16 protein-coding genes are annotated in these 12,266 nt (G+C 39.0%); 7 read left to right on the top strand and 9 right to left on the bottom strand.

From position 1 onward, the window contains the following. The first annotated feature begins 420 nt into the window (after window positions 1-420). Window positions 421-930, top strand: coding sequence for a hypothetical protein (locus tag MHZ92_RS11980; RefSeq protein WP_239431932.1), 510 nt, complete (start codon window positions 421-423; stop codon window positions 928-930). Between the two features lie 71 nt (window positions 931-1,001). On the opposite strand, the gene MHZ92_RS11985 is transcribed toward MHZ92_RS11980, so the two are convergent. Further along, window positions 1,002-1,592, bottom strand: a complete 591-nt coding sequence (locus MHZ92_RS11985) for a TetR/AcrR family transcriptional regulator (RefSeq protein ID WP_239431933.1) — start codon at window positions 1,590-1,592, stop codon at window positions 1,002-1,004. A 512-nt stretch (window positions 1,593-2,104) separates the two neighbouring features. On the opposite strand from MHZ92_RS11985, the gene MHZ92_RS11990 reads away from it, so the two are divergent. The 3 genes from MHZ92_RS11990 (at window position 2,105) to MHZ92_RS12000 (ending at window position 5,766) form a co-directional block, all read left to right on the top strand. Next, window positions 2,105-2,515, top strand: a complete 411-nt coding sequence (locus MHZ92_RS11990; RefSeq protein ID WP_239431934.1) for a DUF485 domain-containing protein — start codon at window positions 2,105-2,107, stop codon at window positions 2,513-2,515. After that, window positions 2,515-4,077 (top strand): sodium/solute symporter, encoded by a 1,563-nt coding sequence (locus MHZ92_RS11995; protein WP_239432030.1) that lies wholly within the window; start codon window positions 2,515-2,517, stop codon window positions 4,075-4,077. The genes MHZ92_RS11990 and MHZ92_RS11995 overlap by 1 nt, the downstream gene beginning before the upstream one ends. A 93-nt stretch (window positions 4,078-4,170) precedes the next feature. Further along, a complete protein-coding gene (locus MHZ92_RS12000; protein ID WP_239431935.1) occupies window positions 4,171-5,766 on the top strand; it encodes a long-chain-fatty-acid--CoA ligase in 1,596 nt (531 codons plus the stop codon). A gap of 175 nt (window positions 5,767-5,941) precedes the next feature. Here the strand turns inward: MHZ92_RS12000 and MHZ92_RS12005 are convergent, their stop codons facing one another. Then, entirely contained in the window at window positions 5,942-6,130 is a 189-nt protein-coding gene (locus MHZ92_RS12005; protein ID WP_239431936.1) for a hypothetical protein, read from the bottom strand. 254 nt (window positions 6,131-6,384) lie between these two features. Here MHZ92_RS12005 and MHZ92_RS12010 point away from each other — a divergent pair, with 254 nt between their 5' ends. After that, window positions 6,385-6,900 (top strand): hypothetical protein, encoded by a 516-nt coding sequence (locus MHZ92_RS12010; protein WP_239431937.1) that lies wholly within the window; start codon window positions 6,385-6,387, stop codon window positions 6,898-6,900. 285 nt (window positions 6,901-7,185) lie between these two features. Further along, entirely contained in the window at window positions 7,186-7,374 is a 189-nt protein-coding gene (locus tag MHZ92_RS12015) for a hypothetical protein (protein ID WP_239431938.1), read from the top strand. A 326-nt stretch (window positions 7,375-7,700) separates the two neighbouring features. On the opposite strand, the gene MHZ92_RS12020 is transcribed toward MHZ92_RS12015, so the two are convergent. The 4 genes from MHZ92_RS12020 to MHZ92_RS12035 all read right to left on the bottom strand — a co-directional run bounded on the left by MHZ92_RS12020 (window position 7,701) and on the right by MHZ92_RS12035 (window position 9,999). Beyond that, window positions 7,701-7,961 (bottom strand): hypothetical protein, encoded by a 261-nt coding sequence (locus MHZ92_RS12020; RefSeq protein ID WP_239431939.1) that lies wholly within the window; start codon window positions 7,959-7,961, stop codon window positions 7,701-7,703. 160 nt (window positions 7,962-8,121) lie between these two features. Beyond that, window positions 8,122-8,517, bottom strand: a complete 396-nt coding sequence (locus MHZ92_RS12025) for a VOC family protein (protein WP_239431940.1) — start codon at window positions 8,515-8,517, stop codon at window positions 8,122-8,124. Window positions 8,518-8,612: 95 nt separating this feature from the next. Continuing rightward, complete coding sequence (locus MHZ92_RS12030) at window positions 8,613-9,122, bottom strand: GNAT family N-acetyltransferase (protein ID WP_239431941.1); 510 nt, start codon at window positions 9,120-9,122, stop codon at window positions 8,613-8,615. Between the two features lie 46 nt (window positions 9,123-9,168). Then, window positions 9,169-9,999, bottom strand: a complete 831-nt coding sequence (locus tag MHZ92_RS12035) for a DUF2268 domain-containing putative Zn-dependent protease (RefSeq protein WP_239431942.1) — start codon at window positions 9,997-9,999, stop codon at window positions 9,169-9,171. Window positions 10,000-10,120: 121 nt separating this feature from the next. On the opposite strand from MHZ92_RS12035, the gene MHZ92_RS12040 reads away from it, so the two are divergent. Further along, on the top strand, window positions 10,121-10,609 hold the full coding sequence (locus MHZ92_RS12040; RefSeq protein ID WP_239431943.1) for an SRPBCC family protein: 489 nt from the start codon (window positions 10,121-10,123) through the stop codon (window positions 10,607-10,609). A gap of 365 nt (window positions 10,610-10,974) precedes the next feature. Here MHZ92_RS12040 and MHZ92_RS12045 read toward each other — a convergent pair whose 3' ends face one another. From MHZ92_RS12045 to MHZ92_RS12055, 3 genes are all read right to left on the bottom strand, one after another. Next, window positions 10,975-11,325, bottom strand: a complete 351-nt coding sequence (locus MHZ92_RS12045) for a hypothetical protein (protein ID WP_239431944.1) — start codon at window positions 11,323-11,325, stop codon at window positions 10,975-10,977. Between the two features lie 92 nt (window positions 11,326-11,417). Continuing rightward, on the bottom strand, window positions 11,418-11,768 hold the full coding sequence (locus tag MHZ92_RS12050; RefSeq protein WP_239431945.1) for a Clp protease ClpB: 351 nt from the start codon (window positions 11,766-11,768) through the stop codon (window positions 11,418-11,420). Between the two features lies 1 nt (window position 11,769). Further along, window positions 11,770-12,264 carry a GNAT family N-acetyltransferase gene (locus tag MHZ92_RS12055; protein ID WP_239431946.1) on the bottom strand — a complete coding sequence of 165 codons (495 nt, stop codon included), beginning with the start codon at window positions 12,262-12,264 and terminating at the stop codon, window positions 11,770-11,772. Window positions 12,265-12,266 lie beyond the last annotated feature (2 nt).

Consider the following 12,266-nt stretch of genomic DNA (forward strand, 5'->3'; position numbering starts at 1 on the left):
ATCGCTGCTATTTTAGAACTTTTATTATGAACCTTCATGCCAAGTAGGACCCATAATGTTACATATAAAAATGGAACAAGGAAAGATCCTATCGAGCTAACATTCTTTTCCAATTGGCTTTGGTAAAACATCGTGCCGAGATTTAACATCAAGGTAATAGCGTATAACGGTAATAAACCGATAATGAATGCACTATGAAACAGTATTTTCTTTAGAATTTCAATTACCTCCTTTGCTATAAAATCAATATATGTACACATATATGTAATTGTGTAGTGGTACATTTCCTAAATTATAACGAAAGAATCGTATCTCTTTGATACTCCACTGTATTTCCAAGCGAGGTCAATACTACAACCCGGGGAGGGGGGGCTCCAAATACAGCAGGGGAAATGTTCATACTAATCTCACTATGATAAAATGATTGTTCAGCCGACTATTGTAATCAACGAAAGTGAGGTAGCAGATATTATGAAAACCGAAGCACCCGTCTTTTCCCATAAACAACTAGCCGCAACTTATTTTAATCAAGTGTGGGATCTTCTCGAGAAAGAAAATATTTCACTCGAGGAACAAGAACAGATGATTCACCTTTGTCATAGTTCTTTTTGGCATTGGACACAAGCAGAGGAATGTACGGAGAAAAATCTCTCTATCGGATATTGGCAACTTGCGCGTGTCTATGCAGTGGTAGGTCAAGGGGAAAATGCCTTGCATTATGCCAAACGCTGTATATCGATGAGTTTAGAGGCAGGTCTTGCTCCGTTTTATATTGGATACGGATATGAGGCTGCGGCAAGAGCTTGCATCGTTTTACAGCAATTCGACGAAAGTCAAAAATATAAAGATACTGCCTATGTATATGTAGAGAAAATGACTGATGAAGAAAGTAAAAAGCTGTTATTGAGTGACTTGGAAAGTTTGAAATAAATAGGTACCTAGGCACCCGGAAAATTCTAAATTGCACCGGTGCCTGGTACCTTTCAATACATTGTAATATTCTACTTTAAGATCCCGTGTAACACCATCTCCATTGCTACATCCAACGCTTCCTGAGGGACCTCTTCGCCTTCCCAATAAATCCATCTCATTCCGAGAAACTGACCGACGCCTAGTAAACTATACGCCAACGCTTCGTGATTGAGTGACTTGAATTCACCTGTTTGATCGGCTGCTTGTAACGCTTTTATATAACCCTTTGCTAATTTGTCGTAATACCATTGATATAAATCATTATCGACAATAACAGCTTGCAACACGATGCTGTACAAGTTTCGGTTTTCTTTGATCCACTCAAAGAATGCTTCGAACCCTCTCCGGTGCACATCGGCGTGAGGCGAGTTTTCGATTGCTTGTTTAATGAAAAGCCGTAGCTCCCGACTCATTTGCTGCACTAATTCATCGTAAATGGCCTTTTTTGAAGGGAAGTATTTATAAAATGTCCCTTGCGCAATCTTTGCTTCTTGGGTAATTTCGACAATGGATGCTTCAAAATAGCCCTTCGTTCCAAACACCTTTTCGGCTGCTTTAAGTAATTTTCTTCGCGTGTGTAGCCCTTTTTTCGTTAATTCACTTTCCGGTTTTAGTGTCATATAAATCACCTCTTCTTTCTTTTTTATAGGAAAAGGGAAGTGTGATTTTATCATAGCACAATTGGAAGCAACTATTAACGCTTCCTTTTTTATACTGGACATTAATGAGGTCGAGCCGATTACTGCAAAAAGATGAAACTATCTGCCCATAAAAATGCACATAGACTCGTAGGAATTTCATGTTGCAATCTTATAAAAGTTCAGTATAATCAATCATATAAAAGGTGAATCACCTTTCACTTATGGTGAAAGACACCTGTACCTTACATAGAAAGGGATGAAAACAAGACGAATTTTTTGGGGCAGAACAGAGGATTTCCGAAGAAATAGGTAGTTTTGACTTGCCTTTCATTCAATTACGTTGAAGGCAGGTGTAGCGCAAAGAATATTTTGAAACCGCTTTCATTAAAGGCGATGAATGAGTTCCAGTCCCTTGCATCTTAGTAAGCTTCCTACCTCATGTGTTTTGACTGGATGATGCAGTTCCAAAATACAAAGGGAGTTGAATCGAAGTGAAAGAAAAAGAATTTGTCTTGACGGATGAGCCCTGTGAAACGATTGACATTAAAAAGTTGGAAAAGCTCGATAAGGAAACAAGGTTTATAGTTAGGTCTGAATTTCGAACTGGAATGTCTCTGACCGTTATTTATTTCCTTTTTGTTCTTTCGGTTCCGGTGATGAACTGGTTTAAACCGGATTGGGCATTTACCAAATTGGTCGGCGGTATGTCTGCCAGTTGGTTTTTAACAACGATCATTGCCATGGTCATGGCTTTTGTCATCGCTTTTGTGCATACGAAGCTCTATGAGAGATGGGAAAGGAAAGTTGAGACGATCATGCATTCAAGCGGAAATGAAGAAAAGAAAGTTGAGACAGCCACTGCTTCAGCTATTACTGAAAAAGAGAAGGAGACTGTTGTGTGATGCAAATCCTCCTTGATCCTAAATATCTTTTTACTATTTTACTATTAGGAACCATTGTCTGGATAACTTATCTATCAAAAAGGAACGAAAGTGCAAGCGACTTTTTCGTTGGTGGCCGTCAATTCGGATGGTTTACGAATGGATCTGCAATTGCCGGAGACTACTTGAGTGCTGCCACGTTCCTCGGGCTCGCAGGTCTCACCTTTGCCATTGGCTATGATGGAGCCTTTTATACATTCAGCTTTTCAATCGGGTTAACACTTTTGGCACTATTCGTTGCTGGCCCATTGCGCCGTTTGGGAGCATATACGGTTGCCGATTTTGTAGCCTATCGTTTTCACAGCAAGCGAGCGAGGGTGATCGCGGTTATCGTTGTGTTGGCGATTTCAGGTTTCTATGCAGCACCGCAGCTGCTTGGTGCGGCATCCATTTTAAGCATGTTTTTCGGGACTTCCTATGAAATTGGTATTTTATTTACAAGTCTTGTCATGATTTTCTACGTCGGAGTCGGCGGAATGAAAGGTACGACCTTAAATCAGGCGTTGGAGCTATGGATCCGGTTAGGCGCTTTTATCGTTATGGTGGCGGCTGCCATTTACGGCGGTTTTCATTACCAAAAGATCTTGGCGGTTATTAGTGACTTTAGCGGAACGATTGCTAATACAGGCGCCTTTACAGCAGACGGAAAAGATATTGTGTTTAGCGGGGAAAAATGGTACCAAGTCGGGTTGTTTAATCCGAACTTTTGGCATAGCCTTTCCATGGTGATCGGGCTTGCACTCGGAGTCATCGGGTTGCCTCATATTTTATTGCGTTTTTATACAAATCCAAATGCTAAAGCAGCGCGTAAGTCTGCAGTTATGTCGATTGGAATCGCGAGTCTTTTCTTTGGGCTTGCGGTGTACCTCGGGGTTGTTGGCCGGGCGATCTTCTTGGAAGGAAATGCAAGTGCAGAGGTAATGAAGAACTTGGTGACTGGTGGCGATAATATGGTCGTTCCGTCGATTGCAACGGCGCTTGGTGGCCAATGGCTACTCGGGTTCGTTATTGCAGGTGCATTTGCAGCCATTTTCTCGAACCTATCCGGATTGTTTATTGCGAGCTCGGGAGCAATTGCCCATGACTTGTACGCAAAGTTTTCAAAGAAAGAACTGACTGAAAAACAACGGGTTCGTGCAGGGAAATGGGCAATTGTTGGTCTCGGCGTTTTCTACGGAATCCTTGGCTTACTCGTAAAAACGGCTTCAATCGGTCATCTTGTTGCCTTAGCTTTTACCGTCGGGGCAAGCACATTTGCACCGATTTTCATACTCGGCATCTGGTGGCGGGGCATCACTGAAAAAGGAGCGATTGCAGGCCTTGTGATGGGTCTATTAGCTTCATTGTTCATGATCTTCTTCTCAGGTGTTCTGCCAGAAGCTTTGCAATTTAGAGTCCCTGGCATTATTACTGTCCCGATCGGCTTCCTTTCCGTTTATATCGTATCCAAACTGGATGGAAAAGTGCCGGCAGACGTGAACTTGTTCATGCGGAAGGTTCATGCGAAAGAAGGAGCCTCGTAATAGGTATGGGCGATTTTTGATCAAGCCCAAAGTAGCGAAACGATAGAAGAGACTATTAGATACCTTACAACGAGTTTGATAGGAGGAGTTAATATGTATGTACCGTTACTACTGACCGACTTTTTAGACCGAGCCGTTAAATTATATGGGAATAAGACGGCGGTGATCGATGACGACAAGGTTGTCACGTATTCCGAACTGAATGATAGAGTCAACAGGCTGTCCCACGGACTGAAAGAACTGGGTGTCGAAAAAGGGGACCGGGTAGCAATCTTGGCACCGAATACGTTGGAAATGCTAGAAGGATTCTACGGAGCGTTTCAATTGGGAGCGGTTACCGTCCCGCTCAATATTCGGTTAAAGCCGAATGAGTATTTGTTCATTTTAAACCATAGCGAAACGAAAGTGTTATTAGTGGACTGGGAATTGTATGATGTTATCGGCCCAGTCAGAGATCAGTTGCATGTCGAACAAATCATTGTCCACGGCGGAAGCAACGTACAACTTGAAGAACACGATCTGAACTACGAAGAGTGGCTCGCCCAATTTCCGGCAACGCCGTTTGCCCGTGCAGATATGGACGAACAAGATATTGCCAGCCTTCTTTACACAAGCGGTACGACGGGGGATCCGAAAGGCGTTATGCTAACGCACCGGAACAATTATTTGCAAGCCCTTCAGGTGATGCATCATTTACGAGTCAGTGATCAAGACGTGCTGCTTCATGTGTTGCCAATGTTTCACGTCAATGGGTGGGGTTCGATATTTTATTACACAAGCAACGGTGCAACTCAGGTCATGTTACGAAAAACCCGTCCGAATATTATTTTCGAGAAGATGGAAAAGCATGGCGTGACGGTGATGCACATGGCTCCGACAGTACTGAATTCACTGATCCAATATTACGATGAGAATAAATCGAATCTTAGTCAAAACGAAAATGTAAGGATTGTCGTAGGGGGTTCCGCACCACCGATTACGTTTATCGAAAAAGTGGAGGAAGAAATCGGCTGGGAGTTCATTCAGATTTATGGAATGACCGAAACGTCCCCTCTGACTCTCGTATCCTTGATCCGTGCTCAACATTTGGATGAGCCAAAAGAAGTCCAATACCGGATGAAATCTAAGGCCGGCTATCAAATGAGCTTAACGAACGTGAAAGTGGTCGATGAAAATGGGGAAGAGGTGGCGCCGAACGGTAAGGAAATCGGAGAACTCGTCATCCGGAGCAACGGTGTCATGGAAGGCTATTGGAAAAATGAAAAGGCGACAAATGAAGTCATCCGGAATGGCTGGTTCCATACCGGAGATATGGGAGTCGTCGACAGTGACGGATATATCGAAATTGTCGACCGGAAAAAAGACGTGATCATTAGCGGGGGAGAAAACATTTCGTCCATTGAAGTGGAAAATATCCTCTACGAGCATCCAGCGGTAGTGGAAGCAGCCGTCGTTTCCATCCCTCATGAAAAGTGGGGAGAGACCCCGCATGCCGTCGTCGTTGTCCGGGAAGGTGCAACGGTATCGGAAGAGGAAATCATTGCGTTCGCAAGGGAACGGATCGCCCACTACAAAGCCCCGACGTCTGTGAGCTTCGTAGACGAACTGCCGAAGACAGGTTCAGGCAAAATCCAAAAAGCCCATTTGCGAAGTGAGTTTTGGAAGACGAAAGAGAAGATGGTCAACTAAAAGGTAAGTCAGGGCAGTGGTGTCTAATTCAATTATATACGTCAATAAAACGCTCAATTTGAGCGTTTTTTGACGTGTATTAATCATGTTTGACAAAAGCACCTATTACCTATTAATTGCACAAGAAAACTATGTATACTCACCTAGCTTTATGAAACCGCAGGGAAAAGAGATGTTAATGCACAATGGAGGAACGTTCTTGTTCTTCTTCTACTTCTTCTAAAACAAAATCGAGAAATCGATCAAGGTAAAGCTTTACGCCTAATGTTGCGATTGCTGAAACGTTCTTTCCGTACATTTCTGCTACTAGTTTGAGCTTTTTCATTTCGTAATCATTTAGAGTTACAGTGACCTTTGTTTTCATGCCTTTAACCCCTTTACTATTTCCCTTATAGCAGGGACGTTGACGAGTTCTATATTGATTATCGGCATTTGGAAAACAATTTGCAATGGTAATTAAACGCAATTACGATTATTCTTGTTCAACAAGCCTGCCTCGTTTGTTGAACCATTTATATGCTAAAATAAATTAAAGATTATGAAATCATATTCTTCAATTAAAGTGGAGGTTAGTGAAGACTATATGGCTGATCTTGAGTGATTAAATGGAGGATACATATGCAAAAGAATGCAATCGTTGTGTGTTTTTTATTCGGTATACTATTTCTCTCTGCCTGTAATATTGAAGTCGAGAATCAACAAGAAGAAAATGTAGATGCTTCAACCAATCAAGAAGAAAATCAACGAGAAGAAAGTATAAAAGCAACAATCAATCAGACAGAAAATAGAGATTACGAAGCTCGAATTCTAAAGGTTGATACAGATTTAGAAAAGGAACACGTTTGGCATTTTGTTCCAGAAGGTGTTAGTACAATGACGATTTCTGTGGAAGCAGAAAATGTTGAAACCATACTCTTTTGGGTAACCGAAACGGGAACAGGGACTTGGGCGGAAAGAACACTTATTGGTTACGACATAGATGGAAGTGATGGTTGGTCCATAACATGGGAATTCGGTGATAGGATATTTCTCGACTACATTACTATTCAGGCTTTGGGAAATGATGGCGCTACACAAGCAACAGAGTCCATCAATTTACGTTCCCGTTCTGCTGATGGAACAGATAGAGAATAAATTGAGTATGTTATTCTTTAGTTTTGTGAATTATTACAATTAAAATGACGAGTGCTTTACTAAAGAGCGGAGCTGCTTAGACGGCTCTTTATTCTTGTTCACCTAACGGGCGGGTTACTAAAAAATAGTATAGTGCGGAATTAGAAGATGGAACATATCTAATAATAGCGAGGCAGCTACGGCTTAGGTCTTATATTTTATTAGACTATCACTGTATTTACGACTAAATAAATCTTTGTTATGCTAATTATAGAATTATTTACTACATATAAAGGAGATATCGATGTGAAGAAGATATTATCAGCAGTAGTAGCGGTCGTAATTATAGTAGGAATAGTAGGTATAGGAGGTATGTACTACAAAAATCAATTATCTGAAGAAGCGAAATATAAAAAGTGTTTGCAGGCACAGGGGATTTCTAACTCGATTGCCAAAGTAGTAGGTGATGAACCAACTAATGCTTGTAATGAATAAAAGAGTATGAGAATCATTGCCTAATACTGTTTTTCTCTAGACAATTAACAAATGAAGTGAAGCTTCTTCAGCTAATGTGCGCTATAGATAGTTCAATAAGGATAGTAGTATATTTCGCCAAAAAGCACTTAGATTTCTAAGCGCTTTTGCTTTATATATATATATTTCACTGTTGAAATATATGCTGATTAACCTGTTATTTACGTTGTTAATTGCACTTTTCTCCCCTTCAACCGAAATATAGGATTTTCACATGTGAATTCGAATTCAATTTCCCATTTTCCTTTTCTTATAGAAAACAAAACCACTACAAAGTATATAAAAAATCAAAATGATAACACCGAAGGGAATTCTATATTGATCACCTGTCCTGTATCCGTCGTACTCATATAAATCAAATGGATTCCAGGTAATATGCCCAAAATGCCTCCCCAAAACTTTTCTTTACTTAATAGGAAACCACACACTAAAAACAAAGCTATCCAAACAAATACAATCATTGAGATGGAACCAATTCCAAAAGAAATGGCCAACCATCCATAAAAAACAGCGAACAAAATTGCAGGTATATAAAATACCGTTTTCATCATAAGACTCTCCTCCACAAATACATTTCACTACCGATTACTGTTTCAGATTTAAATCAACCGCCCCGATAGTTCTATAAGAAAAAAGCTTTACTCCTTCTAGAAGTAAAGCACTCGTTAGTTTAAGTACATTGTTCGCATTTTCTTTTTTTCTATTACTCTATTTATGACTCTGACAAATCGTAATAACGTTAAAGTCTTCATCCCTCATATTAAAGAAAGATACTGCGTGGTTTCTATGAATACCACCATAAATAATTTCAAAGCCCAGTTCTTGAACATATTCAGCAGCTTTATCAATATCATCAGCTGGCATAAAGAATAGTGGAGGGGCAGATTGAGGTACTGGGATTTTATCCATTCCATTAGAATCAATCATAATCTCTAATCCATTCGGTAAACGGAATATGTGTAGAGCTCCGTAATTATCCTTTTCTTCTATTGGCAAACCAAGTAATTTACTATATAAATCTATAGATTTCTCAATATCTCTGCTCCACAAAATTACTGATGAAACTTCACACTTAACTGGACTGCTTTTCATTTTTTCAACCATTGCCTCTCCACCTTTTTTATTTTTAGTTGAACAAGAGGAAAAATCCGTTAAAGAGACTTAAAGAACTTCAAGTAAAGTACCCGTTAAAGAAGGACTTACAATAAAAGCTTACCCATTATTACATATGGCAGGTTCGAATTATTTGGGTAAAAAGGTTCTTTCAAGACCATCCATTGTAAGGACTCATATAGTGAACGTGCAGAATGATTACCCACCTGAGTTGTTAATATCGCGGTCTTATTGTCAACTCCTTTCAATAGTTTTGTAATTAGCATCTTACCAAGCCCTTGTTTTCTATATGACGGATGGACAGCTAATTCGACAAACTCAAAACAATCTTGTAACCATTTATGATATTCTTCTGAATTAAATTCCTTTGCGAGTAACTTGTGATAAAACTGTCCAGGTAATGAAGTATATCCATAAGCAAAACCGATCACTTTATAATCATTGGACTTGATTACAAACCCTTTAAAACCTTTATATGTGCTATGTTTTAGAATTCGTTCTTTCATGGAGTTATCCTCACTATTCCAAACCTCTTTATAAAGTTCGGATATTTGTTGTATTACTTCGTTACTTGCTACGTCTAGAACTTTTAACACTTTGCTACCTCCACTTTTTTACTAACCTCGTCTCAAGAATCCATGATCAATTACTAGTGCACTTGCTTATAGAGGTTGCATAACACTCTAATAATACAGAAGGCCTAACAGAAAACAGGTCTCTTATATCTTCTAGATGGTGAGTCGATGCATAAGTTGATACGACCTGTAATGCGAATGAATATCCCGCGAAAACGGGTATTCCTTTTTGAGGGTTTCCGAAACATAAAGATGCTTTTAGATGATCGTCTGTCGATTTGAGATGATCCTTACATTCATTCCAATACCTGACCTCCATCTCAATCGGAAGGTTATCTTTCCACCATCTCTTATCGGGGTACAATGAAAGGGCAAAATACTCTGCCGTCCCCTCCATTTTGTACCATTCTTCTAACGTAAATGTATCTAGTGATAATTGATAAATAGGGTTTTCTGGACTTGCATGATGACATTCATGGGCTAGTAAATATTGAAGAAAATCAATATCGGGTCGAGGAGGTATCGCGATAATTATATTGCCTGGCCCATTCGTAAAAGCGTTGGTCCACATTGATTGTGGCTGATCTCGAAAAAAAGGTAACAGTAGAGCAGGGACTACTGTGATTCGCATTTCCTCAAAGGGCAAATAGCAGCTCACATTTTGAAAAGTTTCATGGACAATCCTCTCTATTTCATCAACATCCCATTCGAGGTTTTTGATTTCAGTTTCGGATAGCTCCTTACATTTGAGTAACTGAAAACGTTGAATTAATTGTTCCGATTCGGTCATCCAAGAAGTTTCGGAAACTAAATTACTAAACTCTTCCTTTAAATAATCTTCGATTCGACTACGGTTTACTAAGAGTTTGGATGGCGTTATTTGTTTAACAAGGGTCACGATTTATCCCCTCCTTTTTGTCCTCTAAGTTATATTCTACAATAATTCATGTCCCTGTTTCTAAATATTTTCAATAATGGTATTATTTATTTGAAATAATCATACAAAGGGAGAGGTTCTTTTGAAAACTGCCACAAATGATAAAGCCATTAGTAAAGAGGTAACGATTCATGCACCGTTAAATTTAGTTTGGCATGCCTGGACAATCTCTGAAAGAGTTTCTGAATGGTTTGCTCCTGAAACGGTAGTAGAATTGAGGGAAGGCGGAGCATACGAACTGTATTTTATACCTGGAAATCATACAAATATGAATACGAAGGGCTGTAAAATCACAAAACTTATCAATGACAAAGAGCTATCTTTTACTTGGAAAGGGCCAGACCCATTTGAGGCATTGATGAACAAAGAAGATGAATTAACAATTGTTAATGTTAGTTTCAAATCAATCAATGATCATTCGACAAAGGTGGTTGTTGAACATATTGGATTTAAAGATCATGAGGACTGGACTGAAGCAATTAACTGGCACCAAATGGCTTGGTCAGGAGTTCTTCAGAGTCTAAAATCTGCACTCGAAAAAGACGAGGGGAATTTATGTTGCCAGCCCTAAGTTTTTTTATCGGCCATCTATTTTTTAGATGGTTTTTTATTTGCCTAAAGAAGTTACCTTTAACGACTAAAACAGTTGTTTCAATAATTGTAGAACTGCTGGGTTGGTAACAAACCCAATAAGTAAAAAACTATAAACAATTCTTCTGTTAAATTGACTGATCATCTTTTTTCTTCTGATGTAAGTAATGACTATGAAACAATAGATAGGGTAGAGAGCAAAGGATAGGAATACAATAATTATTAAAGCAGTTCCTGCATCGTTAGATACTTTCTCAATCCAAAGTCCGACACTCCATTGAATGAAGCAAAGAATGAGTAGTCCAGTCCATATCAAATATGGGATTTTCACATGTGAATTCGAATTCAATTTCCCGTTTTCCTTTTCTTATAGAAAACAAGACCACTACAAAGTATATAGAAAATCAAAATGATAACACCTAAGGGGAATTCTATATTGATCACCTGTCCTGAATCCTTCGTACTCATATAAATCAAATGGATTCCAGGTAATATGCCCAAAATGCCTCCCCAAAACTTTTCTTTACTTAAAAGGAAACCACACACTAAAAACAAAGCTATCCAAACAAATACAATCGTAGAGATGGAACTGATTCCAAAAGAAATTGCCAACCATCCATAAAAACTGCGAACAAAATTGCAGGTATATAAAATACCGTTTTCATCATAAGACTCTCCTCCACAAATACATTTCACATCCCATTACAGTTTCAGGTTTAAATCAATTGCCTCGAAAGCTCTATAAAAAAAGCTTTACTCATTCTTGAAGTAAAGCCCTCGATAGTGAATTAGCGGTAGTTGTGATCATTCAAATACTTTAACCACTCATCAATTTCTACTTTCATAAATCTTTTCTCATCATTGATTTTTAAATATGGGACAAACCGGTATGTGTCATAACTACTTAGTTCTGCTCTTTCCGAATCATCCCTTAAAATAATGTTTTCTAATGCTTGTTCGCTTATTTGTAGATAGTTAGCAAGTTGAGTGGTTGTCATCAAATCAGGTGTTGAATTAGTCATTTGTGACTCGTTCTCTTTACTAGTTGATTTTGACGATGAATTACTTAGAATAAAAGCAGATAGTACGATTGATAATCCTAGGATGAGAACTCCTATTAAATATGTTGTTTGTTTCAAATTATAGCCCCCTGGCAAATTGTTTCAACAATTTCTCCATAATAAGTTCGTCATAGGGAAGGTCTTGTAATAAGCGTTCTTCCACGATTTCATATCCTTTTTCTCTGTACAAATTGGGTAAATAAGGATGAGTTTTAGCTACCGTTAACCTAACTCTTTTTTCTCCCATCTCTGAAAGCTTATATTCCCCGTACTTCATTAACTTTGTGGCAATGCCTTTTCCCTTGTAAGATGACGCAACAGCCAATCTACTTAGCACATAACACTGCCACTCTTCACTGTATTTAAACCGTATAGTAGCAATGATGTTGTTTGTATGTTTTTCTTTCCCTATGTATATGAGCATGTTGTCGATCCATTCTCTAACTTCTTCAGCCCCAACTTTGGACGCACTCGAAGGAAACCCCAATTTCTCATTTTCCGAGTAGGCGTCATGATAAATCTCCACTAATTTTTCGGCATCGGCATGTTTTGCCCTTTCGATAATCAGTTCCATTT

Source organism: Sporosarcina sp. ACRSL, from assembly GCF_022346605.1.
GTDB lineage: Bacteria > Bacillota > Bacilli > Bacillales_A > Planococcaceae > Sporosarcina.